This is a genomic window from Actinomadura formosensis NBRC 14204, from assembly GCF_001552155.1.
Classification (GTDB): Bacteria; Actinomycetota; Actinomycetes; order Streptosporangiales; family Streptosporangiaceae; genus Spirillospora; species Spirillospora formosensis.
In genome coordinates this window covers 24505-49296 of sequence record NZ_BCQQ01000016.1, presented here as the reverse complement: position 1 = coordinate 49296, position 24792 = coordinate 24505, and the positions used below count along the sequence as shown (strand labels likewise).

General features: G+C 70.2%; 22 protein-coding genes and 1 pseudogene. 14 read left to right on the top strand and 9 right to left on the bottom strand.

All coding sequences use genetic code 11. The annotated features are described in order from the left end of the window. Positions 1-25 precede the first annotated feature (25 nt). From AF1_RS06385 to AF1_RS06375, 3 genes are all read right to left on the bottom strand, one after another. Entirely contained in the window at positions 26-667 is a 642-nt protein-coding gene (locus AF1_RS06385) for an NUDIX domain-containing protein (protein WP_067794071.1), read from the bottom strand. After that, positions 664-2397 carry a CTP synthase gene (locus AF1_RS06380; protein WP_067794070.1) on the bottom strand — a complete coding sequence of 578 codons (1734 nt, stop codon included), beginning with the start codon at positions 2395-2397 and terminating at the stop codon, positions 664-666. Before AF1_RS06380 ends, AF1_RS06385 begins: the two co-directional genes overlap by 4 nt. Before the next feature lie 242 nt (positions 2398-2639). Beyond that, the gene (locus AF1_RS06375; RefSeq protein WP_067794069.1) at positions 2640-4343 is read right to left on the bottom strand and encodes a coiled-coil domain-containing protein; all 1704 of its coding nucleotides are present in this window, start codon (positions 4341-4343) and stop codon (positions 2640-2642) included. A 261-nt stretch (positions 4344-4604) separates the two neighbouring features. On the opposite strand from AF1_RS06375, the gene pip reads away from it, so the two are divergent. The 9 genes from pip to ehuA all read left to right on the top strand — a co-directional run bounded on the left by pip (position 4605) and on the right by ehuA (position 12575). Then, positions 4605-5579 (top strand): prolyl aminopeptidase, encoded by a 975-nt coding sequence (pip, locus tag AF1_RS06370; protein WP_067794068.1) that lies wholly within the window; start codon positions 4605-4607, stop codon positions 5577-5579. 472 nt (positions 5580-6051) lie between these two features. Further along, a complete protein-coding gene (gene ectA, locus AF1_RS06365; RefSeq protein WP_174548825.1) occupies positions 6052-6600 on the top strand; it encodes a diaminobutyrate acetyltransferase in 549 nt (182 codons plus the stop codon). A 49-nt stretch (positions 6601-6649) separates the two neighbouring features. After that, positions 6650-7912 carry a diaminobutyrate--2-oxoglutarate transaminase gene (ectB, locus tag AF1_RS06360; protein WP_067794066.1) on the top strand — a complete coding sequence of 421 codons (1263 nt, stop codon included), beginning with the start codon at positions 6650-6652 and terminating at the stop codon, positions 7910-7912. Between the two features lie 33 nt (positions 7913-7945). Further along, on the top strand, positions 7946-8341 hold the full coding sequence (locus tag AF1_RS06355) for an ectoine synthase (protein WP_067794065.1): 396 nt from the start codon (positions 7946-7948) through the stop codon (positions 8339-8341). Then, positions 8338-9246: an ectoine hydroxylase gene (gene thpD / locus AF1_RS06350; protein WP_067794064.1), complete on the top strand. Its 909-nt coding sequence runs from the start codon at positions 8338-8340 to the stop codon at positions 9244-9246. Before AF1_RS06355 ends, thpD begins: the two co-directional genes overlap by 4 nt. A 101-nt stretch (positions 9247-9347) precedes the next feature. After that, positions 9348-10241, top strand: coding sequence for an ectoine/hydroxyectoine ABC transporter substrate-binding protein EhuB (ehuB, locus tag AF1_RS06345; protein ID WP_067794063.1), 894 nt, complete (start codon positions 9348-9350; stop codon positions 10239-10241). 6 nt (positions 10242-10247) lie between these two features. Next, entirely contained in the window at positions 10248-10964 is a 717-nt protein-coding gene (gene ehuC, locus AF1_RS06340) for an ectoine/hydroxyectoine ABC transporter permease subunit EhuC (protein WP_067794062.1), read from the top strand. Further along, the gene (gene ehuD / locus AF1_RS06335) at positions 10964-11617 is read left to right on the top strand and encodes an ectoine/hydroxyectoine ABC transporter permease subunit EhuD (RefSeq protein WP_067794061.1); all 654 of its coding nucleotides are present in this window, start codon (positions 10964-10966) and stop codon (positions 11615-11617) included. The genes ehuC and ehuD overlap by 1 nt, the downstream gene beginning before the upstream one ends. A gap of 199 nt (positions 11618-11816) precedes the next feature. After that, positions 11817-12575 (top strand): ectoine/hydroxyectoine ABC transporter ATP-binding protein EhuA, encoded by a 759-nt coding sequence (gene ehuA / locus AF1_RS06330; protein WP_067794093.1) that lies wholly within the window; start codon positions 11817-11819, stop codon positions 12573-12575. Positions 12576-12654: 79 nt separating this feature from the next. Here ehuA and AF1_RS06325 read toward each other — a convergent pair whose 3' ends face one another. Beyond that, positions 12655-13308, bottom strand: a complete 654-nt coding sequence (locus AF1_RS06325; protein WP_067794060.1) for an HD domain-containing protein — start codon at positions 13306-13308, stop codon at positions 12655-12657. Positions 13309-13409: 101 nt separating this feature from the next. On the opposite strand from AF1_RS06325, the gene AF1_RS06320 reads away from it, so the two are divergent. The 4 genes from AF1_RS06320 to AF1_RS06305 all read left to right on the top strand — a co-directional run bounded on the left by AF1_RS06320 (position 13410) and on the right by AF1_RS06305 (position 17159). After that, positions 13410-14366 (top strand): GlxA family transcriptional regulator, encoded by a 957-nt coding sequence (locus AF1_RS06320; protein ID WP_067794092.1) that lies wholly within the window; start codon positions 13410-13412, stop codon positions 14364-14366. A 68-nt stretch (positions 14367-14434) separates the two neighbouring features. Continuing rightward, positions 14435-15607: a thiolase family protein gene (locus AF1_RS06315; RefSeq protein ID WP_067794059.1), complete on the top strand. Its 1173-nt coding sequence runs from the start codon at positions 14435-14437 to the stop codon at positions 15605-15607. Between the two features lie 2 nt (positions 15608-15609). Next, a complete protein-coding gene (locus AF1_RS06310) occupies positions 15610-15981 on the top strand; it encodes a Zn-ribbon domain-containing OB-fold protein (protein ID WP_067794058.1) in 372 nt (123 codons plus the stop codon). Between the two features lie 41 nt (positions 15982-16022). Then, the gene (locus AF1_RS06305; protein ID WP_067794057.1) at positions 16023-17159 is read left to right on the top strand and encodes a nitronate monooxygenase; all 1137 of its coding nucleotides are present in this window, start codon (positions 16023-16025) and stop codon (positions 17157-17159) included. Positions 17160-17354: 195 nt separating this feature from the next. On the opposite strand, the pseudogene AF1_RS06300 reads toward AF1_RS06305, so the two are convergent. Further along, positions 17355-18562 (bottom strand): annotated as a pseudogene (locus tag AF1_RS06300) (RNA-guided endonuclease InsQ/TnpB family protein). A 28-nt stretch (positions 18563-18590) separates the two neighbouring features. Between AF1_RS06300 and AF1_RS06295 the strand changes: the two are divergent. Beyond that, the gene (locus tag AF1_RS06295) at positions 18591-20012 is read left to right on the top strand and encodes a type 1 periplasmic-binding domain-containing protein (RefSeq protein WP_067794056.1); all 1422 of its coding nucleotides are present in this window, start codon (positions 18591-18593) and stop codon (positions 20010-20012) included. Between the two features lie 55 nt (positions 20013-20067). Here AF1_RS06295 and AF1_RS06290 read toward each other — a convergent pair whose 3' ends face one another. The 4 genes from AF1_RS06290 to AF1_RS06275 form a co-directional block, all read right to left on the bottom strand. Further along, a complete protein-coding gene (locus tag AF1_RS06290) occupies positions 20068-20745 on the bottom strand; it encodes an ATP-binding cassette domain-containing protein (protein ID WP_067794055.1) in 678 nt (225 codons plus the stop codon). A gap of 19 nt (positions 20746-20764) precedes the next feature. Next, positions 20765-22840, bottom strand: a complete 2076-nt coding sequence (locus tag AF1_RS06285) for a hypothetical protein (protein WP_067794054.1) — start codon at positions 22838-22840, stop codon at positions 20765-20767. Between the two features lie 127 nt (positions 22841-22967). Beyond that, entirely contained in the window at positions 22968-23357 is a 390-nt protein-coding gene (locus AF1_RS06280) for a lactococcin 972 family bacteriocin (RefSeq protein ID WP_067794053.1), read from the bottom strand. Between the two features lie 419 nt (positions 23358-23776). Then, positions 23777-24787 (bottom strand): ABC-2 transporter permease, encoded by a 1011-nt coding sequence (locus AF1_RS06275; protein ID WP_067794052.1) that lies wholly within the window; start codon positions 24785-24787, stop codon positions 23777-23779. Positions 24788-24792 lie beyond the last annotated feature (5 nt).

Below are 24792 nucleotides of genomic sequence, written 5' to 3'. Positions count from 1 at the left end.
CGACCGGAGGGGGATCTCATCCGGCTCAGTCCTCGGGCGCGTCGGCGGGCCGCAGGCCCCGGAAACCGGAGTCGCGCGCCGCCCGCACCGCCAGCACCCCCATACAGGCGATCATGTTGTGCAGCTCGCCCGCCAGCACCTTGCGGACCGCCTCGTCCAGCGGCACCCACACGACCGGCATGTCGGCCTCCTCGTGGACGCGCTCGAAGCCGATCTGGTCGGCGGGCACCTCGGTGAGGCCGCGGGCCAGGAAGATCCGGACGCGTTCGTCGGTCATGCCGGGCGAGGGGAACACGTCGAGCAGCGTGTCCCAGCGCTCGGCGCGGTATCCGGCCTCCTCCAGCAACTCCCGCGCGGCGAGTTCGTGCAGCGGCTCGCCGTCCACGTCCCGCAGCCCGGCGGGCGTCTCCCACAGCAGCCGCCCCACCGCGTGCCGGTACTGGCGCAGCAGCAGCACCCGGTCGCGGTCGTCGAGGGCGAGGACGCCGACGGCGCCGATGTGCTCGACCACGTCCCGGCCGACGACCTCGGTGCCGTCGCCGTTCGGCAGCTCGACCTGGTCGCGGCGGACCCCGAACACCGGTCCCCGGAACACCGGGGACGACTCCACGACGGGACGGCGTTCGGGACGGTCGCGGACGTCGTCCACGCCGAGGCCGCCGCTCACGACGCGGTCACCGTCCCGCCCTCGCCCGCGCGGGCCTCGGCGTAGTCGAGGGCGGCGGCGATCAGGCCGGTGAACAGCGGGTGCGGGCGCGTCGGCCGGGACCGGAACTCCGGGTGCGCCTGGGTGCCGACGAAGAACGGATGCACCTCGCGGGGCAGCTCGACGTACTCGACGAGCCGGCCGTCCGGGGACAGGCCGGAGAACCGCAGCCCGGCCCGCTCCAACTGCTCGCGGTAGGCGTTGTTGACCTCGTAGCGGTGCCGGTGCCGCTCGGAGACCTTCGCCTCCCCGTACAGCTCCCGCACGACCGACCCCTCGGCCAGGTCGGCGGGGTACAGGCCGAGCCGCATCGTCCCGCCCATGTCGCGTTCGCCGGCGACGACGTCGAGCTGGTCGGTCATCGTCGCGACGACCGGGTGCGCGGTGGTGGCGTCGAACTCGGCGCTGCCGGCGTCGGCGAGCCCGGCGAGCGTCCGCGCCGCCTCGATGACCATGCACTGCAGGCCGAGGCAGATGCCGAGCAGCGGGATCCGGTTCTCCCGGGCGTGCCGGACGGCGCCGAGCTTGCCCTCGATGCCGCGCACCCCGAACCCGCCCGGGACCAGGACGCCGTCCACGCCGTCCAGCTCCCGCTCGGCGCCCTCGGGCGTCTCGCAGTCGTCGCTCTTCACCCAGCGGATGTGCACCTTGGCGTCGTTGCCGAACCCGCCGTGCCGCAGCGCCTCGGTGACCGACAGGTACGCGTCCGGCAGGTCGATGTACTTGCCGACCAGCGCGATCGTGACCTCGCGGGCGGGCTTGTGGACGCGCCGCAGCAGCTCGTCCCAGGCGCCCCAGTCGACGTCGCGGAACGGCAGGTCGAGCCGCCGCACCACGTACGCGTCCAGCCCTTCGGAGTGCAGCACCTTCGGGATGTCGTAGATGGACGCGGCGTCCACCGCCGACACGACGGCCTCGCGGTCGACGTCGCACATCAGGCTGATCTTGTGCTTGAGCCCGTCGGTGATCGGCCGGTCCGACCGGCACACGATCGCGTCGGGCTGGATGCCGATGGAGCGCAGCGCGGCGACCGAGTGCTGCGTCGGCTTGGTCTTCAGCTCCCCGGACGGGCCGATGTAGGGCAGCAGCGACACGTGCAGGAAGAAGCAGTTCTCCCGGCCGATCTCGTGCCGGATCTGCCGGACCGACTCCAGGAACGGCAGCGACTCGATGTCGCCGACCGTCCCGCCCACCTCGGTGATGACGATGTCGACGTCGCCGTCCTCGGCCCAGTCATTGCGGGGGGAGGACCCCCCGGCCCCCCCGGCGACCGCCATCGCCCGGATCCGGTCCTTGATCTCGTTGGTGATGTGCGGGATCACCTGGACGGTGTCGCCGAGGTACTCGCCGCGCCGCTCCTTGGCGATCACGTTGGAGTAGACCTGCCCGGTGGTGACGTTCGCGGATCCGTGCAGCTCGGTGTCGAGGAAACGCTCGTAGTGCCCGATGTCCAGGTCCGTCTCGGCGCCGTCGTCGGTGACGAACACCTCTCCGTGCTGGAACGGGTTCATCGTGCCGGGGTCGACGTTGAGGTAGGGGTCGAGCTTCTGCATGGTGACCCGGAGGCCGCGGAGGGTGAGAAGCCGTCCCAGGCTGGACGCCGTCAGCCCCTTGCCGAGGCTGGAGGCGACACCGCCGGTGACGAAGAGATGCTTGGTAGGACGCGCCCTACCAGTGGCTGCCGAAGGCAAGAAGATGCTCCCGTGGTCGTTGCGAGGCGGACGAGGCTCACTGTCCACGGGCCACCAGAATAACAAGTGCGCCGACCTAAAGAGACGTCACCGGCAGTCCCGCGCCGGGTTCACCGCCGTTTCGTCCCCGGACCCGGGCCCCGGGCCCGATCGCGGCGCCGGGGGCGCCGCGTGGGCGCGGCGACGGCCGAGGCCGCCGCGCCCAGGGTGGCACCGGACGTCCGAGACGGCGCCGCCGGCCGCTACAGGCGGGGTGTGGCGGCGGAGGGCATGATCGTGCGGAGCTGGCGGGTGAGCTCGTCGATCAGGGAGCGGGCCTGGTCGGCGGCCTGGCGGGCGGCGTCGCGCTCCTGGGAGAGCTCGGCGATCTGGGCGCGCTGCTCGGTGACGGCCTGGGCGAGCTGGTCGACCCACTGGTCGCGTTCGGCGAGCTTCTCGGCGATGGCGTCGCGTTCGGCGGCCATCTGCCGCATGCCGGTCACCGCATTGTCGCGTTCGCGGCCGGCCTGGTCGGCGCGGCCGCGGGCGAGGGTGAGCTCGGACTCGGCGCGGGCCTGGGCCTGGACGGCGGCCTCGCGGGTCCGCTCGGCGGCCTCCCTGGCCTTGGCGCCGGCGTCGCGTTCCCGTTCGGCCTTCTTGGCGGCCTCCAGGGACTGGGCGGCGGTGTCCAGGGCCTGCTGGCGCTCGGCCTCGGCGACGTCGGCGCGGGCCACCGCCTCCTGGGCGCGGCGCTCGGCGTCCTGCGCGCGGCGCTCGGCCTCCTGCGCGCGGCGCTCGTTCTCCTGGGCACGGCGTTCGGCGACCTCGGCGCGGCGGCGTTGGTCGTCGGCCTCCTTGCCGGCGGCGACGACGGCGTGCTGGAGGTTCTGCGCGGTCATCTCGGCGTCGGTGACCTTGGCGCGCAATGCCGCCAGCTCGCCGTGCGCGGTCTCCAGCGCGCGGGACAGCTCCGCTGCCTGCTCGGCGAGGCGGTCGCGATCGGCCTCGGCGGAGCGGCGGGCGCCGGCGGCGTCCTCGACGGCGCGCAGCGCGTCGTCACGGGCCTCGCTCATGGCGTCGCGCTGCTGGATCGCCTGGCGGACGGTGGCCTCGGCCTCGGCGACCCGGCGCTCGGCCTGCTCGACCTGGGCCTGCAACTGTTCCATCTGCGCGCGCGCCTGGTCGGCTTGAGCCCGTGCCTGGTCGGCCTGGGCTCGTGCCTGGTCGGCCTGGACGCGTCCCTGCTGGGCCTGGTTCCAGGCGGCGGCGGCGTCGCGCTGCGCGTTCTCCTTCTCGGTCTGGAGCGCGCCGATCTGCGCGACGGCGTCGTTCTGGACCTCGGTGGCGCGGCGTTCGGCGTCGGCGGCCTGCCGTTCGGCCTCGACCGCACGGCGCTCGGCCTGCTCGGCCTGGCCGCGGGAACGCTGCACCTCACCCCAGGCGGCGGCCGCGTCGCGCTGCGCCGACTCCTTCTCCTGCTGGATGGCCGCGACCTGCGCGGCCGTCTCGGTCTGCGCCTCGGTGAGGCGGCGCTCGGCCTCGACGGCGCGCCGGTCGGCCTGCTCGGTCTGGCCGCGGGCGCGCTGCACCTCACCCCAGGCGGCGGCCGCGTCGCGCTGCGCCGACTCCTTCTCCTGCTGGATGGCCGCGACCTGCGCGGCGGTCTCGGTCTGCGCCTCGGTGACCTTGCGCTCCCCGGCGGCGAGCGCGTCACCGATGAGGTCGGCCATCTGGCGGAGCCGCTCGACGATGTCCCAGGGCTGGGCCTCGGGCTGCTCGACGTCGGGGCGCACCATCTCGCCTGTCGGGCCGTGCCCGCCCTGCCCCGGTTTGGCCATCTGGATGGGCTGCTGGGCGGCCGGCAGAGTGCCCTCGGGCGCGCGGCCCGGGTCGCGTCCCATCGCGGGCCAGGGCTGGGCCGCGTCCGGGATGCCGCGGTTGCCGCCCGATCCGTTCAGCTCGCTCACCGTTCTCCTCGCCTCACGGCCGGGAGCCCGGTGACCGGCGTGACACCGCTCGTTCCGCCGGCCCTGCGGCTCCTCGCTTCGCTCACTGAAGGCACTCTAGTCCCGACCAGCGGAGCGTTTGCCCTGTTTGGGGTTTACTTTCTTCTCTCTCGTGCGGTGTTCTCGCACGCAGGGTGCCGGTTGGCGGCCGATGAGGAGCGCCGCACGGTGCCATGGGTCACATCCGCGCGCGGGGCGGAACAAGTGGGACAATCGCGCCTCATGGAGCTTCGCACCCTGTATCCGCCGATCGAGCCGCATGAATCCGGGCTGCTCGACGTCGGCGACGGCAATCGGATCTACTGGGAGGTCTGCGGGAACCCCGCCGGCAAGCCCGTGGTCATGGTGCACGGCGGGCCGGGCGCCGGATGCGGCCCGGCGCACCGCCGGCAGTTCGACCCGGACGCGTACCGGATCGTCCTGTTCGACCAGCGCAACTGCGGGCGCAGCCTGCCGCACGCGAAGGACCCGGGGGTGTCGCTGGAGGCGAACACCACCTGGCATCTGGTCGCCGACATGGAGCGGCTGCGGGAGCACCTGGGCATCGAGCGGTGGCAGGTGTTCGGCGGGAGCTGGGGCAGCGCGCTGTCGCTGGCGTACGCGCAGACCCATCCGGAGCGGGTGACCGAACTGGTGCTGCGCGGCATCTTCATGATGCGGCCGTTCGAGCTGTACTGGTTCTACCAGGAGGGCGCCTCGCTGCTGTTCCCCGATCTGTGGGAGAAGTACGTCGAGCCGATCCCCGAGGACGAGCGGGAGGACCTCATCTCGGCGTTCCGCGAGCGGCTCGACTCCCCCGACCGGGACGTACGGATCGCGGCGGCGAAGGCGTGGTCGACCTGGGAGGGGTCGACGATCACACTGCGGCCGGACCCGGAACTGGCGGCCGGGTACGCCGACCCGGACTACGCGGTGGCGTTCGCCCGCATCGAGAATCACTACTTCATCAACGAAGGGTTCTTCGAGGAGGACCAGCTACTCAGGAACGTTGACAAGATCCGCCACATTCCGGCGGTGATCGTGCAGGGCCGCTATGACGTCTGCACGCCGGCGGCGACGGCGTGGGATCTGCACCGCGCGTGGCCGGAGGCGGAGTTCCACATCGTCGACGACGCGGGCCACGCATTCACCGAGCCGGGCATATTGCATCACCTGATCGAGGCGACCGACCGCTTCGCCGCGGCAAAGAACCAGTAAGCAGAGCCTCATAATTCGGTCGCACCACAACACGGTCATCAGTGCGGCCGTAATGTGGCCGGGGTTCGGCGGTAACGCCGGGCCCCGGCCGGCTCGTCCGCAGCTCCGATCCGCCCCGGAGCGCGCGCGAGCGGACGACCTCGCACAACGCGACGTGACGCCCATCGCACCGGTCACGTTGACACCAAATCTGAGTGACTTACCTCACACAACCGATACACAAAAGCCCTCCTTCCCCGGCACCGGAACATTAAGCTGACATTCAGGAAGCGTCCTGTCAGGCTCTCCGGCGCACCCGGCCGTACCTCCTGCTTATCAGCGGGAAAGGCGGATCGCCGCCCGCATGGGGCTCATTCAAATTGCACCGAATTCAGCAAAGCAATTAACCCTACCCAGCTGACCGCGCCACTAAACATCCCGTAGATAACATTCCTCTGCGATCACGGCGCGCGATTCGCTAAGTTGCCTGGACATGGCAGCGCAATCCCTGGAAACACCGACTCGACGCCCCGACACGCACGAGACGAACGCGGAAGTGCAACTCCAGGAGCCGAGCCTGACCGATGGCCCAGGGCTGTGGCGGCTCGCCCGGGACTCACAGGTCCTGGACGTCAACTCGCCGTACAGCTACACCCTTTGGTGCCGCGATTTCGCGGAAACGTCCGTGGTGGCGCGCGATGCCGCCGGCGCGTGCGGTTTCATCACCGGCTACGTCCGGCCCGGTCGTTCGGACACGTTCTTCGTGTGGCAGGTCGCCGTCGACCACGACCACCGCGGCCAGGGCCTCGCCCGCCGCATGCTCGACCACCTCGCCGACCGGCTCGCCCCCCGCGGGCACCGGTACATGGAGGCCACGGTCACGCCGGACAACACCGCTTCCACCGCGATGTTCGAATCGTTCGCCCGGGACCGCGGGTGCGAGCTCGTCCGCAGCCCGCTGTTCGGCGCGGAGCACTTCCCCGAGGGGGGACACGAGCCCGAGGTGCTCTTCAGGATCGGCCCGATCGCCGACGCGAACTGATCCCGCCCACTCCCCCATCCGCTCCATCCCGACCTGTCTGGAGGCAGACATGGACGTTTTCGCCAGTCTGGAATCGGAAGTCCGCGGCTACTGCAGGGGCTGGCCCACGGTGTTCACCACCGCGCGGGGCAGCCACATGACCGACGAGAACGGTAAAACCTATCTTGATTTCTTCGCCGGTGCCGGGACGCTCAACTACGGGCACAACAACCCGCAGCTGAAACGCCGGCTGCTGGACTACCTCGCCGGCGACGCGATCGTGCACAGCCTGGACATGTACACCGCGGCCAAACGCGAGTTCCTGGAACGCTTCAAGGAGTACGTGCTGCGTCCGCGGGAGCTCGACTACAAGGTGCAGTTCCCAGGCCCCGCGGGCAACCACTCGGTCGAGGCGGCGCTGAAACTCGCCCGCAAGTACACCGGCCGGGAGACCGTCGTCAGCTTCACCAACGCCTTTCACGGGATGACGCTCGGCGCGCTCGCGGTGACCGGTAATTCGATGAAGCGCACCGGCGCCGGCGTCCCGCTCGGCCACGGGGTCGCGATGCCCTACGACAACTACCTCGACGGCCGGACGCCCGACTTCCTGCTGTTCGAGACGATGCTGGACGACAGCGGCAGCGGCCTGGACAAGCCCGCCGCCGTCATCGTGGAGACCGTGCAGGGCGAGGGCGGCATCAACGTCGCCACCGCCGAGTGGCTGCGCCACCTGCAGGACCTGTGCCGCCGGCACCACATCCTGCTCATCGTCGACGACGTGCAGATGGGCTGCGGCCGCACCGGGCGGTTCTTCAGCTTCGAGGAGGCCGGGATCGTCCCGGACATCGTCTGCCTGTCCAAGTCCCTCAGCGGCTACGGGCTGCCGTTCGCGGTCACGCTGATGAAGCGCGAGCTGGACGTGTGGGACCCGGGCGAGCACAACGGCACCTTCCGCGGCTTCAACCCCGCGTTCGTCACCGCCGTCGCCGCGCTGGAGCGCTACTGGACCGGCGACGACATGGAGAAGCAGACGCTCTCCAAGGGCCAGCAGGTCCAGGCGGCGCTGGAGGAGATCGCGCTCGCGCACGCCGGCGCGATCAGCACGATCCGGGGCCGCGGCCTCGCCTGGGGCCTGGTGATGAACGACCCGGAGATGGCGTCGAAGGTGTGCGCCGAGGCGTTCGACCGCGGCCTGCTGATGGAGACGTCCGGCCCCGAGGGAGAGGTCGTCAAGCTGCTGCCGCCGCTCACCACGACCGAGGCCGAACTGGCCCACGGCCTTGAGATCATCGCGGACTCGGTCGAGGCCGTCCGCGAGAAAGTCACCGTCTGAGCCGCCGCCGGTACACCTGGAAAGAGGAGATTCATGATCGTTCGTTCCCTTGACGAGATCGTCGGCTCGGAGCGCGACGTACAGGCGCCGACCTGGTGCAGCCGCAGGTTCGTGCTGGCCAAGGAGGGCGTCGGCTTCTCCCTGCACGAGACGATCCTGTACGCGGGGACCGAGACGAAGATGTGGTACGCGAACCACATCGAGGCCGTCTACTGCATCGAGGGCCACGGGGAGCTCACCAACGACGAGACCGGGGAGAAGCACGAGATCCGGCCCGGCGTGATGTACCTGCTGGACGGCCACGAGCACCACACCTTGCGCGCGCACACGGACGTGAAGACCGTGTGCGTCTTCAACCCGCCCTGCACCGGCCGGGAGGTCCATGACGAGAACGGTGTCTACCCCCTGCTGACCGAGGAGGACGCATGAGCATCATCGAGTCCCATCCGACGCTCGACGACGCCTACCCCACCCGGAAGGCCGTCGAGGCGGCGCTGCTGTACCGGCAGGACCCGGTCGTGTACGGCGGGCCGCAGGACGGGCCGATCGACGAGGCCACCCTCGACTCGTTCGAGGCCGGCGGCTTCCTGACCGTCGACCAGCTGCTCGCGCCGGAGGAGGTCGAGGACTACCGCGCCGAGCTGCGCCGGCTGTCGTCCGACCCGGAGATCCTGGCCGACGAGCGCACGGTCACCGAGCGCGGCTCGGACGAGGTCCGCTCCATCTTCGAGGTCCACAAGATCAGTGAGGTCTTCGCCGAACTCGTCCGCGACCCGCGCGTCGTCGGACGGGCCCGGCAGATCCTCGGCTCGGAGGTGTACGTGCACCAGAGCCGGGTCAACTACAAGCCGGGGTTCACCGGCAAGGACTTCTACTGGCACTCCGACTTCGAGACCTGGCACGCCGAGGACGGCATGCCGCGGATGCGCGCGGTGAGCATATCCATCGCGCTCACCGAGAACTTCGTGCACAATGGCGGGCTAATGATTATGCCTGGTTCGCACAAGACCTTCGTGGCGTGCGTGGGAGAGACCCCGGCCGACCACTATAAGGAGTCTCTGCGGGGGCAAGAGATCGGCACCCCCGATCCCAACAGCCTCTCGATTCTGGCTGACAAGCACGGGATCGAGCTGTTCACGGGACCGGCGGGCTCCGCGACCATGTTCGACTGCAACTGCATGCACGGCTCAAATGGGAACATCACCCCGTTCCCGCGCTCCAACGTGTTCATCGTGTTCAACAGCGTGGAGAACACGTGCGTCGAGCCGTTCTCGGCGTCCGCGCCCCGGCCGACGTTCATCGGCGCGCGTGATTTCACGCCGGTCGCCGGCTGACCGGCCGGCAACAATTCGATAACCCCGACCGTTCGCCCCGCGCCCGCGGGGGCCGCGCATGGCCCCCGCGGGCGCGATGGCACACCCACAGGAGTTCAACGATGACCTCTTCGAGAAGAGACTTCCTCCGCACCGCCGTGCTGCTGTCCGCCGCGGCCCCGCTGGCCGCGGCGGGCTGCTCCACGACGGATCCGGAGGCGGAGCAGGCGGGCGGCGGCACGCTGCAGAAGGCCAAGAACGCGGGCTCCATCACGGTGGGTTTCGCGAATGAGGCGCCCTACGGTTACACCGACAAGTCCGGCAAGCTGACCGGTGAGGCGCCCGAACTGGCCCGCACCATCTTCAAGAACCTCGGCATCGATGAGATCAAGGGCGTCCAGGTCGACTTCGGCGGCCTGATCGGCGGCCTGAACGCCAAGCGGTTCGACGCGATCGCCGCCGGCATGTTCATCACGCCCGAGCGGTGCGCGTCGGCGGCGTTCGCCAACCCCGAATACGTCGCCAAGAGCGCCTTCATGGTGAAGGCGGGCAACCCGAAGGGTTTGACGACCGCCGAGGACCCGGCCAAGAAGGGTGTCACGGTCGGTGTCCTCACCGGCGCGGTCGAGGCCGGGTACGCCGAGAAGACCGGCGTGAAGAAGGGCGACATCAAGTCGTTCGCCGACCAGGCGAGCGCGTTCGAGGGCCTCAAGGCCGGGCGCATCGACTGCATCTGGCTGACCCGCATCTCGCTCGCCGACCTGCTGTCCAAGCACAAGGGCGAGGGCTTCGAGGTCACCGCGCCGTTCGTCCCGGTCATCGACGGCAAGGAGCAGCTCGGCGCCGGCGCGTTCGCGTTCCGCAAGGCCGACTCGGACCTGGTGAGCGCATGGAACACCGAACTCGAAAAGCTCAAGCAGCAGAACGGGCTGCTGCCGATCCTGCAGCCCTTCGGGTTCACGCAGGCGGACATGCCGGGCCCGGACGACACCGCGGCCAAGTTCTGCAAGGGCTGATCGCCCGTGTCCGACGTCCTCGACAGCTACCCGCAGTGGCTGGACGGCGCGTGGGTCACGGTCCGGCTCACCCTGCTCGGCGGCGCGCTGGCGCTGGTGCTCGCCCTGCTCTTCGGCATGGCGGGCACCTCGCGCCACGCGTGGGTACGGGTGCTGAACCGGGTGTACGTGGAGTTCTTCCGCGGCAACGCCACGCTGGTGCTGCTGTACTGGTTCTTCTACGCGCTGCCGCTCCTCGGCCTGCGGTTCACCACGTTGTCCGCGGCGGTGCTGGCCCTCGGCCTGAACGTCGGCGCCTACGGCGCCGAGGTGGTGCGCGGCTCGATCAACGCCGTCCCGAAGGCCCAGTACGAGGCGACGGTCGCGCTGAACTTCACCCCGTTCCAGCGGATGCGGCGCGTCCTGCTGCCGCAGGCGTTCGCGCTGATGCTGCCCCCGTTCGGCAACCTGCTCATCGAGCTGATGAAGGGAACGGCGATCGTGTCCCTGGTCGGGCTCGTCGACCTGACCCGCGTGTCGAAGAACATCCAGGGCAGCACCGGCCAGACCGTCGCGGCGTTCTCGGTCGTCCTCGTCCTGTACTTCATCATCGCGCAGGTGCTGCAACTGTTCGTCCGCTACGCCGAACGCCGGGTGGACCGCATGCTCGGCCGCCGGCTGCCCAGTGAGCCGTCCCTCGAGACGGTCGCGGCGGGCGCTCCCGGAACGGGGGTGACCGGCTGATGAACTGGGACTGGCACTACTCGGGGGAGATCCTCCCCGACCTGCTGGACGGCCTGCGCTACACGGTCATCGCGACGCTGGCCGGCTATGTGATCGCGGTCGTCCTCGGCCTGGTGTGGACGCTGCTGCGCCGCACCCCCAGCAGGATCTTCAACCAGGTGATCCGGTGGATCACCGAGTTCATCCGGTCCACGCCGCTGATCCCGCAGCTGTACTTCGTGTTCTTCGTCCTGCCCGCCTGGGGCATCACGATCGGGTCGCTCACCGCGGGCATCATCACGCTCGGCCTCCACTACTCGACCTACACGGCCGAGGTGTACCGGGCCGGGATCGCCGACGTCCCGAAGGGGCAGTGGGAGGCGTGCACCGCGCTGAACCTGCCGAAGTCGCGGGTGTGGCTGGACGTGATCCTGCCGCAGGCGATCCGCCGGGTGATCCCGACGCTCGGCAACTACCTGATCGCGATGTTCAAGGACTCGCCGATGCTGCTGGCGATCAACGTCTCGGAGCTGCTGTTCTCCGCGTACAAGGTCGGCGCGAAGACGCTGCAGTTCCTGGAGCCCATCACGATAGTCGGGCTGTTGTTCGTCGTGGTCAGCGTCATATCTTCGATACTCGTCCGCCGCTTGGAGAGGCGTTATGCCACCATCTGATACAGACGAAGCCGGCCCGGGAGGAGTGGGGGATCGCCCCCCTTCCGAAATACCCGGCGCACCGAAAGCCCCGGCGCCCGGGGACGGCGGGTCCGGCTCCGCGCCGAACGTCGTCACCGAGAAAGGCGTCGCCACGCAGAAGGGCGAGGTTCCCGGGGGCGAGCAGGCGGCCGAGCTTCCGCGCGGCACCGCGCCGGGAATCCGCTTCGAGAAGGTCGTCAAGCGGTTCGGCTCCAACGTCGTGCTGCGCGAACTCGATTTCACCGTGGCGCCCGGCGAGCGCGTGACGCTCATCGGGCCGAGCGGGTCGGGTAAGACCACGATCCTGCGGTTGCTGATGACGCTGGAGAAACTGGACGGGGGCCTCATCTGGATCGGCGACGAGACGCTGTGGCATAGGGAGCGCGGCGGTAAACGCGTCCCGGCCGACCAGAAGCACCTGCACGAGATGCGCAAGCAGGTCGGCATGGTGTTCCAGCAGTTCAACCTGTTCCCCAACATGAACGTGCTGCACAACCTCACCGAGGGCCCGGTACGGGTGCTCGGCCTCTCGAAGGACGAGGCGGTCGAGCGCGCCCGCGGCCTGCTGGACATGGTGGGGCTCACCGACAAGGAGAACGCGCACCCGACGCAACTGTCGGGCGGCCAGCAGCAGCGGGTCGCGATCGCGCGGGCGCTCGCGATGCAGCCGAAGGTGCTGCTGCTGGACGAGGTCACCTCCGCGCTCGACCCCGAACTCGTCGTCGGCGTCCAGGACCTGCTGCGCGACATCGCGCGGCAGAGCGACCTGACCCTGCTGTGCGTCACCCACGAGATGGGCTTCGCCAAGGACATCTCCAACCGGGTCCTGATGTTCGACCAGGGCCAGATCGTCGAGGAGGGTCCGCCGGACCAGATCTTCGGCGAGCCCTCGGAGCAGCGCACCCGGGACTTCCTGCAGGCCGTGCTGGCATCCTGACGAGGATCTCCCGAGACCGCGGGCCATCCCGCGCGTCGCCCGCGCCCCCGTCGCCCCGGGGGCGCGGGCGACTCTCGTTTCAGCGCACCCCGGGCCAGGCGGCTGCGACGATCTCCGCCCAGCCGGGGACGGGATCGCCGGCGCCGTGCTGGCGGGCGATCTCGGCGGGGAACGTGCCCATCGGGGCCTTGGCCGGGTTCCGGGCGATCTGGTCGACGATGATCTCGGTGAGCCCGCGGCCGGCTTCACCGCGGGGGAACGCGGCGTGCACCCGTCCCGCCAGGTCGCCGGGGAGCGCGCCGGCGCCCAGCCCGGTGACGTCGGCGGCGGTTCCGGCGTGGGTGAGGGCGATCTCGGGACGCATCCGGTGCGCGATGCCGCTGCTGGTGTGCAGCGCGATCGCCTCCCAGACGACACGGGTCCGCTCGTCGTCCAGGCCGTTCTCGCGCACGAACCCGGCGGCGAGGTCGGCGCCGTCCACCTCGAAGCGCCCGCCCCGGTCGCCCTGTTCGGTGAGGCCGACGTCGTGCAGGACGCTCGCCAGGAAGAACACCTCGTCGTCGTAGTCGGCGCCCGCACGCGCGCCCCGCGCCTCGCCGAGGGCGCGGCCGAACAGGTAGGTGCGGACGCTGTGGTGGGTGAGCGCCACCGGCGCCATCGAGGACACCAGGTCGTACGCCATGCGGGTCAGGTCGGTGTCGGGCATCGAGAACTCGGCGAAATGGTCGGACACGAAAGCTCCTCGGACGTGGTGCTGCGAACGCTCCTGATCGTCCGATGCCGCCGGATGTCTCCGACAGTGTCCGGACTGCCGATATGCGCTACGTTCTGGCCATGCACGTAGTGGCCGTACTCGCGCTTGACGGCGTGGTCGCGTTCGACCTGGCCGTCCCGGGGCAGGTGTTCGGCTCGACGACCACCGCCGGGAACGTCCCGCTGTACGAGACGCGGGTGTGCACGCCGCCCGGCGGCGCGGAGACGTCGGCCATGCTCGGCCGGATCCGGGTGGACACCCCGTTCGGGCTGGACGCACTGGCCACGGCCGGCACCGTCGTGGTGCCGGGGCACGAGGACGTCCGGTCCGATCCGCCCGCCGAGGTGCTGGACGCCCTGCGCCACGCGGCGTCGCGCGGCGCCCGGATCGCGTCGATCTGCGTCGGCGCGTTCGTCCTCGCCGCGGCCGGGCTGCTGGACGGACGGCGCGTCACCACGCACTGGCGCTACGCGAGGGCGCTGGCCCGCCGGTTCCCGGACGTCGAGGTCGATCCGTCCGTGCTCTACGTGGACGGCGGGCAGATCCTCACCTCGGCGGGGGTCGCGGCCGGCATCGACCTGTGCCTGCATCTCGTCCGGCGCGACCACGGCTCGGCGACGGCCGCGCGCACCGCCCGCCGGATCGTCATGCCGCCGCAGCGGGACGGCGGGCAGGCGCAGTTCATCCGGCGCGAGGAGCCGCCGGACGGCGAGACGGCCCTCCAGCCGACGCTGGCCTGGCTGGAGGCCAATCTGCACCGTCCCCTGACGCTGGACGACATCGCGCGGCACGCGTCGGTCAGCGTCCGGACGCTGACCCGGCGGTTCCGCGACCAGGCGGGAACGACGCCGCGGCAGTGGCTGGCACGCGCCCGCGTGCACCGCGCGCAGGAACTGCTGGAGAGCACGGACCTGCCGGTCGAGCGGGTCGCCGCCGAGGCCGGGTTCGGTTCGCCGGTGACGCTGCGCGCCCACTTCGCCCGCCGGGTCGGCACGTCCCCGCTGGCCTACCGCAACGCCTTCCGCACCCGCCCGTGATCTCCCGGCCCGCCCTCCACCGAACGACATTCTGTACCGTAGCGCTTACGGACGAGGAGAGCGGGGCCATGCGCACTTCGAGGGGCACGTCGATCGTGGGGCTCGGCATGACCGAGCTCGGCAGGGTGTACGGGCGGAGTCCGCGGCGGCTCGCCGCGGACGCGGTGCGGCTCGCCGCCGCCGACGCGGGGCTGGCGCTCGGCGACCTGGACGGGCTGCTGGTCAGCCATGGCGTGAGCGGGTCCCCCGGCATCGAACTGGCGGGCACGCTCGGGCTCGGTGACCTGCGGCTGCTGGCGCAGGTCAACGCGTTCGGCGCCACGGCCGGGGCGATGGTGTCGTACGCGGCCATGTCGGTGCTGAATGGGACCGCGACCACCGTGGCCTGCGTGTTCGCGGACGCGCCGCGCAAGCCGAAGCAGTCGGCGGGCGCGGCCTACAACCGCAGCGCCCGCGAATGGCACGGATTCGCGGGGATGACGGCGGCACTCGGGCTGCGCAGCGTCACCTCCTTCTACGCGCTCGCCGCCCAGCGGCACATGGCCCGCTACGGGACGACCAGCGAGCAGCTCGGCGCGATCGCCGTCTCGACCCGCGCGTGGGCGGCCGGCAACCCGCTCGCCGAGATGCGCGACCCGATCACCCTCGACGACCACCAGAACTCCCGCTGGGTGTCCGAGCCGCTGCACCTGCTGGACTGCTGCCTGGTCTCCAACGGCGCCATCGCCGTCATCGTGACGGGCGACGACCGGGCCCGCGACCTCGCCCGCCCGCCCGTCCACCTGTGGGGATGGGGGCAGGGCCATCCCGGGCACCGCAAGGAGCGCGGCAGCGACTTCGGCCTGACGACCGGCGCCGCCTCCGCGGGGGCCACGGCGATGAAGATGGCCGGGATCGCCCCGTCCGATGTGGACGTGTGCGAGCTGTACGACTGCTACACCTACACGGTCCTGGTGTCGCTGGAGGACTACGGGTTCTGCGCCAAGGGCGAGGGCGGCGCGTTCGCCGCGTCCGGCGCGCTCGGTCCCGGCGGGTCGCTGCCGACCAACACCGGCGGCGGGCAGCTGTCGGCGTACTACATGTGGGGCATGACCCCGCTGTCGGAGGCCGTGATCCAGGCGCGCGGGGACGGCGGCGAGCGGCAGGTGCCGGCCCGCGACGTGATCCTCGTCAGCGGGAACGGCGGCATCCTCGACCACCACTCCACGCTGATCGTCAGCCCGCACCCGAAGGGGGCCTAGCCATGGACATCGGGATTCTGCGCCGCGACGGGCGCACCGACCCGTTCTTCGACGGCACGGCCGCCGGGCGGCTCGTCATCCGGCGGTGCGAGGCGTGCGACCGCTGGTTCGCGCCGGACGCGTCCGGCTGCCCCGGCTGCGGGGAGGAGGACCCCGGCTGGGCGGAGGCGAGCGGCGAGGCGACCCTGGTGACCTGGACCGTCCTGCCCGAGGAGCCCCCGGCGTACCTGGCCCTGGTCGAGCTGGCCGAGGGGCCGTGGCTGCACGCCCGGCTGGACGGGGTGACCCGCGGCGACCTCCGCGAGGGCCTGCCGCTGCACGTGACGTTCGAGCGGCCGGACGAGGGCGAGACCTACATCCTGTTCCACCCCTGACCCACTGGACCGAATGGCATTCGGTCCATTAGCGTCGGGGCATGAACACCGAGGTCTGCGCACGGTTCGGCATCGAGTTCCCGCTGTTCGCCTTCAGCCACTGCCGCGACGTCGTCGCCGCCGTCACCAATGCCGGCGGGCTCGGCGTCCTCGGGGCCGTCGCGTACACCCCCGACCGGCTCGAAGAGGAGCTGCGCTGGATCGACGACCACGTGAACGGCCGCCCCTACGGCGTGGACGTCCTCGTCCCCGGCAAGATCGACAAGGCGGCGGAGAGCGGCGGCGGCCTCGACGCCATGCTCGCCGCGATCCCGGACGAGCACTGGACGTTCCTCACCGGCCTGTTCGCCAAGTACGACGTCCCGCTGCCCGACTTGGACAGGGCCAGGCACGCCAACGCACGCGGCGGCGGCCAGGTCACCAAGGAGGGCGCGACCGAGCTGATCGACGTGTCACTCGCCCACCCCATCGGGCTCATCGCCAGCGCGCTCGGCACCCCTCCCCCGCTCATGGTGGAGAAGGCCCGTGCGGCGGGCGTCCCCGTCGCCGCGCTGGTCGGGACGCCCGAGCACGCCCGCCGCCAGGTCGCCGCGGGCGCCGACCTGATCGTCGCGCAGGGCGGAGAGGCCGGCGGGCACACCGGCGAGATCTCCACGATGGTGCTCGTCCCCGAGGTCGTCGACACGGTCGCGCCGGTGCCCGTCCTCGCCGCGGGCGGCATCGCCACCGGACGCCAGATGGCCGCCGCGCTCGCCCTCGGCGCGTCCGGCGTCTGGTGCGGTTCGGTGTGGCTCACCACCGAGGAGGCGGAGACGTCCCCGGCGGTGAAGGAGAAGATGCTCGCCGCCACCTCCCGCGACACGATCCGGTCCCGGTCCCGCACCGGCAAGCCCGCCCGCCAGCTCCGCTCCGCCTGGACGGACGAGTGGGAGGGCCCCGCGAGCCCCGGCCCGCTCGGCATGCCGCTGCAGATGATCGTGGCCGAGGGCGCCATGCGGCAGATCACCAAGGTGGCCGAGTCCGGCAACCCCGGCGCCCGCGCCCTCGCCAACTACTTCGTCGGCCAGTGCGTCGGACTCATGAACACCGTCAAACCCGCCCGCCAGGTCGTCTACGACATGGTCGACGACTTCGCCGGCGCCGTGGAGCGCCTCAACACCATCACCGGCGAGAGCTGAACGGCCGGAACCGGACGCCGCGACGGGGGCGCCCCTCCTGCCACGGCGTGGCACCCCGCCGCCACGGCCTTACGCTTTCGCAGCGAGAGCCGAGATCCGTCCCTGGACAGGGAAGGACCAGCCGTGGGCAACCCCCGACCCGCCGACTCCGAGCGCGATCTCGCGCTGTTCGACTGGTTGACATCCTCCGCCTGCCTAGGGGCAGGGGATTCCGACCGTCGCCGATCGGGTTTCCCGCTTCGTCGCCGTCCGCCCGCCGGGCCTGCGCCGTTTGGGTCTTACGTCGGCTCCACAGGCCGATACCGCCGGCCCGGCGGCCAGAACGTTCTTCACGGCGTTGACGTCCCGGTCATGCCGGACGCCGCACCCGCCGCACTCCCATTCCCTCACCTCAAGGGGCAACGTGTCGGTGATGGTTCCGCATTTTGCGCACGTCTTGGTGGAGGGGAACCACCGGTCGACCACGATGAGTTCACGGCCGTACCAGCCGGCCCTGTACTCCAGCATCGACCGCAACTGGTGCCACGCCGCGTCTGAGATCGCACGCGCCAGCGAGTGATTCTTGACCATGGTGCGCACGTTCAGGTCCTCGATCACGACCGTTTGGTTCTCACGGACGAGCCGAGTGGTCAGCTTGTGCAGGAAGTCCCGGCGCCGGTCGGCGATCCGGGCATGGATCCGCGCCACCCGCATCTTGGCCTTGTCCCGGTTCGCCGAGCCCTTGGCCTTGCGGGACAGGTCCTTCTGCGCTCTGGCCAGGCGTTCGCGGTCGCGGCGCTCGTGCCTGGGGTTGGCGACCTTCTCCCCGGTGGACAGGGCGACCAGTGAGGTGATTCCCGCGTCCACCCCCACCGCCCGCTCCACCGGCTCCAGCAGGGCGATGGTGTCGGTGCACAGGATCGAGACGAACCAGCGCCCGGCCGCGTCCCGGCTGACGGTCACCGTGGACGGCACCGCCCCCTGCGGCAGGGGCCGCGACCACACGATCGCCAGCGGCTCGGACATCTTGGCCAGCGTCAGGCACCCGTCCTGCCAGCGGAACGCCGAGCGGGTGTACTCCGCCGAGGCACGCGACTTCTTGCGCGACTTGAACCGCGGGTACCTGGCGCGCCCGGCGAAGAAGCCGGTGAACGCGGTCTGCAGGTGCCGCAGCGCCTGCTGCAGCGGCACGCTGGACACCTCGCCCAAAACGCCAGCTCTTCGGTCTTCTTCCACCCGGTGAGCATCGCGGAGGTCTCCACATAGGAGACCCGCCGCCGCTCGGCGTACCAGGCGCGGGTGCGTTCCTCCAACGCCCGGTTGTACACCAGCCGCACACAGCCGAACGTGCGGGCGAGTTCCGCCGCCTGTCCGGGAGTGGGATAGAAACGGTACCGAAACGCCCGCTTCACCTGCCGCGCCATGCCTTGCACCCTAACGGTTCTCCTGTGCATGAAGGGAGGAAGCGGCGGTTCCTCCCCCGGCAACACCGGCGCCCGTCTCACCCTCGCCGACCTGCAGCGCCGCATCGAGGACGAGAACAAGGCCGTCATCGACTCGCCCAAGCCGTACGTCACCGTCGTCTACGCGGGCGTGTTCACCGCCAGCCCGGGGCAGAGCGATCTCACGGTGAGCAGCATCCGGGAACTCGCCGGCGCCTACCTCGCCCAGATGCGCAACAACCGCTCCAAGCACCCCGGCGAGGTCAACAACTCCCTCAAGCTGCGCCTGCTGCCCGCCAACACCGGGCAGAACATGGCCTTCTCCGCCGAGACCGCCGACCGCATCCTCGACCTCGCCCGCCGCGCCCCCAGCCTCATCGGCGTCGTCGGTTTCGGCCGCAACACCGAGCATTCCCGGGCGGCGATCGAACGGCTGATCGCCGCCGGGCTGCCGATCATCGACACCGTCAACTCCTCCGACCAGCTCCCGGCCCTGCCCCACTACTACGGTCCCGCGTCCACCAACTACCAGGAGGCCGCCGCGACCCGCGCCGCCGTCCGCATCGAACTGAAGGGCCGGCCGATCTCCCGCCTGATGCTCGTCCACCGCAAACCCGGCCCGTCCCGGGACGCCTACAGCAGCGAGATCGCCGACGACGTCACCCGCGCGCTCAAGCCCCGCGCCGTCGACCCGGTCAACTACACCGGCACCGACGACATCGCCGGCGGGGTCAAGAAGGTCTGCGAGAAGGCCCCCGCGCCCCTCGTCTACTTCGCCGGACGCTCCGAAGACCTCCCCGGACTGATGAACGGCCTCGTCCAGGGCGGCTGCACCCGGCACCGCCTCGTCCTCCTCGCCGGCGACGACGTGACCAAGACCCGGTTCGGCACCAGACCGCACGAGGTGCCGATCCCCGACAACACGGTCATCTACCACACCGCCTTCGTCCACCTGCCGTTCCTGGTCGCGGGCAACGCCGACCAGACCAACGGTTTCTTCCTCCTCGCCCGCAACCTCCTCGGCATCGGCGCGCCGCACGTCCGGCCCAACGAACCGCTTCTGGTGGACGGCCAGATGGCCCTCACCTACGACGCCACCGTCGCCCTGAGCCAGGCCGCGCAGGACGTCTTCAAGGGCCTCGGCCTCACCGACACCGGACCGCCCCGGGTCACCGGCAGCCGCTCCGTGACGTCCGGCACCGTACTGCTGGCACTGCGTCACCTGCACGTCCGCGAGGCGGCCACCGGCGAGATCGACTTCCACCGGGACCCACACGAGGACAACGACCCGCACAAGGACGACGGCCCGCCCAAAGCACCGGACAACCGCGGCCTCACCCTGATCAAGGTCACGCTGAAGACCCGCACCCCGATCTGCGGCTGCCTGAACGGCGGCGACGCCGCCCCCGGACTGCGCCCCTGCCCCCGCTGAGGTCACCGAAGCGACGGCCCGGGAAACCGCGTCCACTCCGCCTTCCGTCCCGCCTTCAGGACCCGGGACGCTTGACCACCACCGGCGTGCGGTCCACCAGGTCGGCCTCTGCAGAGGTGATCTCAAAGGTGGTGTCACATCTGCCTTGGATATAGTCACTGTGGGTGGCGATGATCACGGTGCAGCCGGTGTCGCTCAGCTGCCGCAGCGTGTCGATGACCATGGCGGCGTTGGCGCTGTCGAGGGCCCCCGTCGGCTCGTCCGCCAGGATCAGGGAGGGCTGCTTGACCAGGAGGCGGGCGAGGGCGACGCGCTGCTGTTCGCCGCCGCTGAGATGGTGGACCTTCTCCTTCTCCCGTCCGACCAGACCCACGCGGTCGAGCGCGTCGAGGTGGCGCGCATGGCGGTCGCGTCGGTTGGGGGACGCGATGTCGAGGTTTTCGGCGACGGTGGCGTTCTCGATCAGCGCGTAGTTCTGGAACAGATAGCCCAGGACGTCACGGCGGAAGCGACGCGCGGCCCGCCTGCCGAACCGCGTCGTGTCGGTGCCCTCGTAGAGGATCTGTCCGCTGGTCGGCGACTCCAGCAGGCCGATACAGTTGAGCAGGGTCGACTTGCCTGATCCGCTGGGGCCGGTCACGGCGAGCATCTCGCCCGCCTTGGCCGTGAGAGCGAGGTCGGACCACAGCGTACGGCGGCCGAAGGACTTGGACAGGTTCTTAACGGTGATCATGGGCGGGCTCCCGGTGTGCTCAGACATCGGCGGCGTGTTCGGTCACGATGCGGCGGTGGGCGAAGGCGAGCCCGGCCGTCAGCAGGATCGTCGCCAGTGCGGCCACCCCCGCGGCGGGCGCCAGTTCCCACCAGTCGGCCGGGGGCAGGCTTGGCGGCGCCGGAACGCCCCTGGCGGTGAATCGGTCGAGCGCTTTGACCCTGGTCCAGATCCCCCAGCCGACCCAGCCCAGCAGCCCGCAGGCGACGAGGGCGTCCAGGGCGAACAGGCGGCGATGGTTCGTCCAGAACGACCAGCCGTTGATGTGCTTGGCGAAGATGGCCTGGGCGTTCTTGCGGGCGTAGATCATGCACACCCCCAGCCCGGTGGTGAACAGCACAACTAGGGCCGCAGTCAGACTCAACCCGCTGACCCGTAACTCGCGCGCAGATTCGGCGTATTCCCCAGCGGCGTTCTGACCGACCGGATTCATGTCCGCGATGTCTTCTCTCGGGATGTCCCGTCCGAGGGCGGACAGAAGATCCTGAGGGTTCTTGAAGATGATCCCGTTATGGGTCGCCATCGCCGTATAGTCGGCGCCCGAGGTGAGGGACGATCCGTTGGGAATGACAACGAGAACGGGATCGTGTAGCAGGGGTTCGTCCAGCCCTTCGCTCTCGGAGCCGAAGGTGAAGACCGTCTGGCCGTCTTTCGCCCACACCTGGTCCACACCGGCCCTGCGCACCAGCTTCCCGCCGTCTGCGGGGTGAACTCCCGCCGGAACGTTGTCGATGATGGTCTGGGCGTATTCACGCAGGCGCTCCGGGATGATGACCCGCAACCGCCCCCGAGGATCCGGGCCGTATCGCCTCCCTGACGGGTCCAGGATCGGCTGCTCGGCGAGAAAGGTGTCGTTGACGAACAGCAGTTCACCTTCGGGAAGTCTTTGCTTCGCGGAGCTGAAATCGTTCAGGTACCACCGGTAGATCGCGATGACCTGCCCCCGCTCATCGACCCGCCGTAACCACCGGCCGACCCGCGCCGCCGCCTCCTCGGAGGCATTCTCCGTCCGGCTGCCGGGAAGCCTGATGTAATTGGCCTCTCCCAGCGCGGCGAAGCGCTGCTGACTCGCCTGCCGCTGCGCGAAATCCCGTGCGGACGCCAGGGCGGCACCGCCGATAATGAGGACCAGAAGCGCGGCGATGACCCGCAGCAGATAGACGCTCCCCATCGCCGGCCTGGCCGTCACCTCCCCTTTCAGCCCCCGCAGCACACCGGTACGGGTCACCAAGGCCAACGCGCCCAGATGGGTGATGAGGGAGAGCAGGCACAGCACTCCCGCCAAACCGCCCGCGACCATGGCGAACAGCCCGACGTGAGCGAAGCCGTTGTACATGCCGAGAAAGACCAGTGTGATCGTCGTGACCACCGCGACGGCGATGAGCCAGAAGGGCGCCGACCGGCGCAGATCCAGCCGGAGAATCGCCGGGAACGACATGCCCTGAAGCCGCAGCACTCCGTAGCCCTTGGCGCTCAGCAGCACGCTCGCGCCCACGGTCAGCACCACGGTCAGCGCGACGACGTAATAGGCCGATCCCAGCGAAGAATGCGCGTAACGCACGAGACGCTCGCCGAACCCGACAGGCTCGACCAACTCCCCGACGAGGCCGATCCCGGCGAACTCGGCGCGTAGTTCCTCGATGGCGCGACGAGAGCCGTACACCTTGTACATGCCCCTGGGGTCGAGAAAGCCGCTCTCCTTCAACGGATGGGTTTCGGTACGGATGCCGTGCCCGAAGGAGGAGACCCCCCGCCGCGCCCATGACTCCGGAGCCGATCCGGCGTCGCCTGAGGCGATGTAAAGATGCAGGAGGCGATCGGGTTCCCGGAAGTCCTGGACCTCCCGCACGACCGACACCCGATGCCCACGCGCGAAGGAGTCCACCATCCGTGCGGTCTGTGCACCACTCACGGCATCACGATTATCCAGAATCCAGATCGAGGCCGCCTCGCCCGTTGCGGGCTCCTCGTCGAGATCCTGCAATACGAAGAACGCGAGCAGCACCGAGACGGCGAGCATGACGGCATGGACGATCTTCAAACCGGGGTGACGCATGGGAGCATTCCCTCGCAATCCAAGGTCGTTCACTGGCACACAGGGGTGACGCGATGACTTCTGTCACCCCGTCACCCCTGCGGCGCGCTCACTCAGACAGATCGGCCGTAGGCGGCCTCACCGAGGATCAGCACTTGTTCGTCCAGTACACCTTGACCGTGCCGTCCTTCGTGACCGTGGCCTCGGACCACCGCTTCGCCGCGACGCCGTGATCCGCGGCGTAGTGCCTGCCCGACCTCGCGGACGAGCCGTGGCAGTTCGTGGGGTGGTAGTAGTCCGACCAGCCGTAATCCTGAACCCGGTTGGAGCCGTAGTTCCACGTGCCGCCGCCGACGTTCTTGGTGCCCTGGGCGGTCACGTCACCGGTGCCCGGGTCCAAGGTGACCGAGCCCTCGGTGGCGGTCGGGTCGGGGGCAGGTGCGGCGTTCCCCTCGGCCATGGCGGCACCGGCCCCGCCGAGGATGATGACGCCGGCCGTGGCGGCCATGACCAGGCCGCCCTTCAGTGTCTTTCGCATGGAGACCCTCTCCGTGATGCGGACATGGCATTGCCCACCGGACAGGGAGTACTCTGGGAGTGCATGTATGCCCAGCGCGGCGGCCTTTCGGCCGCCGCGTTCGGCGTCTCTCAGGGTCCACCCGCTGTTTCCGTCACCTCCGGCACCTCGATTGGTTCACCGGATGGTCGGAATTTCCGGAAAGCATGGAGACCATAACAACAGCAGTGATCTTGAGCAAAGGTCTTGTCAGGAGAACCGAAGAGTTACGGGTCACCCCCCCTTTTTTTGTAGGGGTTTTCCACGATGCTCCAGTTGAGCAACTTCTGGTACCGGCCCATGAGGACGCGGCACACATAATGCAAGGTCGCGGAAACGGTCCTGCAGGAGCGTCAGGGCTGTCCACAGCCGTGTTCTCGGTCCGGCTTCGCACATGCCGGTCAGGCGGTGGAGTGGGCGGGGAAGCGCATCACCGGGTTCGTGCGTCCGGCCAGGAGGAGGAAGAGCACGATTCCGGCGGCGGCGTAGGCGGCGAGGACGAGCAGGGGGCGCGTCAAGGCGTGGCCGTCGAAGTAGACGGCGTTCCGTACGGCTTCCGTGCCGGCCCAGTTGGGCAGCCAGGGGCCGGCCGTCCGCCAGAACGCCGGCAGGAGCGGCAGCGGCCACGGGCCGCCCGCCGAGGGGTTGCCGAGCACCACGAACACCAGGATCGTCAACGCCGTCCCGATGATCCCGAGCAGGCTCTCGGCCGCGGCGGTCGCCGCCGCCACGGCGAAGACGCACAGGGCGCCGACGCCGGTGAGCGGCCACGGGCTGTCGGGCAGGTAGCCGTAGCCGGTTTCCACGATGAGGGTGCCCATCGCGCCGGCCACCGCCGAGTACACCGCGAAGGCGGCAAGGCGGACGAGGGCGTCGCGGAGCGTGATGGCCGCCATGCCGCGGTAGAGGCCGACGATCGCGGCGACCAGGTAGGCGCTCACGATCCATCCGATCACCAGGTAGAACGGGACGAGTCCCTCCGGGTCGCCGGGGTCGGCCGGCACCACGTCCTGCACGGACAGGCGCAGGCCGTCGGCGGCGGCCACCGGGGCGAAGGCGCTGCGCAGGAGGCCGCTGGTGGTCGGGCCGAAGGCGGAGGTGATGAGCAGCCGGCCCTGCTGGGGCAGGTAGGCGCCGTACACGTCCCGGTGCTGGATCGCCTGGCGTGCGGACGCGGTGGTCGGGTAGGTGCGCAGGTCGAACGCGTCGCCCTCGCGGCGCAGTGCGGCATCGACCCGTGCGGTGGCGTCCGCCGGGCCGGCCACCGCCACCGGCACCCGGTGGGGATGCGGTGCGTGGAGTCCGCCCACGTAGGAGGCGATGAACGCCGCGCCGAGCAGGAAGACGCCCACCATGAACAGCGCGGTGACGGGATAGGAAACACCGCGTGCGGGATGGACCGGACCTGCCATTGCGC

Excerpts from the sequence above, each read along its gene's own strand:
- pip (WP_067794068.1), top strand. The coding sequence starts at position 4,605 with ATGGAGCTTCGCACCCTGTATCCGCCGATCGAGCCGCATGAATCCGGG.
- ectA (WP_174548825.1), top strand. The coding sequence starts at position 6,052 with ATGGCAGCGCAATCCCTGGAAACACCGACTCGACGCCCCGACACGCAC.
- ectB (WP_067794066.1), top strand. The coding sequence starts at position 6,650 with ATGGACGTTTTCGCCAGTCTGGAATCGGAAGTCCGCGGCTACTGCAGG.
- AF1_RS06355 (WP_067794065.1), top strand. The coding sequence starts at position 7,946 with ATGATCGTTCGTTCCCTTGACGAGATCGTCGGCTCGGAGCGCGACGTA.
- thpD (WP_067794064.1), top strand. The coding sequence starts at position 8,338 with ATGAGCATCATCGAGTCCCATCCGACGCTCGACGACGCCTACCCCACC.
- ehuB (WP_067794063.1), top strand. The coding sequence starts at position 9,348 with ATGACCTCTTCGAGAAGAGACTTCCTCCGCACCGCCGTGCTGCTGTCC.
- ehuD (WP_067794061.1), top strand. The coding sequence starts at position 10,964 with ATGAACTGGGACTGGCACTACTCGGGGGAGATCCTCCCCGACCTGCTG.
- AF1_RS06320 (WP_067794092.1), top strand. The coding sequence starts at position 13,410 with ATGCACGTAGTGGCCGTACTCGCGCTTGACGGCGTGGTCGCGTTCGAC.
- AF1_RS06315 (WP_067794059.1), top strand. The coding sequence starts at position 14,435 with ATGCGCACTTCGAGGGGCACGTCGATCGTGGGGCTCGGCATGACCGAG.
- AF1_RS06310 (WP_067794058.1), top strand. The coding sequence starts at position 15,610 with ATGGACATCGGGATTCTGCGCCGCGACGGGCGCACCGACCCGTTCTTC.
- AF1_RS06305 (WP_067794057.1), top strand. The coding sequence starts at position 16,023 with ATGAACACCGAGGTCTGCGCACGGTTCGGCATCGAGTTCCCGCTGTTC.
- AF1_RS06295 (WP_067794056.1), top strand. The coding sequence starts at position 18,591 with ATGAAGGGAGGAAGCGGCGGTTCCTCCCCCGGCAACACCGGCGCCCGT.
- AF1_RS06290 (WP_067794055.1), bottom strand. The coding sequence starts at position 20,745 with ATGATCACCGTTAAGAACCTGTCCAAGTCCTTCGGCCGCCGTACGCTG.
- AF1_RS06285 (WP_067794054.1), bottom strand. The coding sequence starts at position 22,840 with ATGCGTCACCCCGGTTTGAAGATCGTCCATGCCGTCATGCTCGCCGTC.
- AF1_RS06280 (WP_067794053.1), bottom strand. The coding sequence starts at position 23,357 with ATGCGAAAGACACTGAAGGGCGGCCTGGTCATGGCCGCCACGGCCGGC.
- AF1_RS06275 (WP_067794052.1), bottom strand. The coding sequence starts at position 24,787 with ATGGCAGGTCCGGTCCATCCCGCACGCGGTGTTTCCTATCCCGTCACC.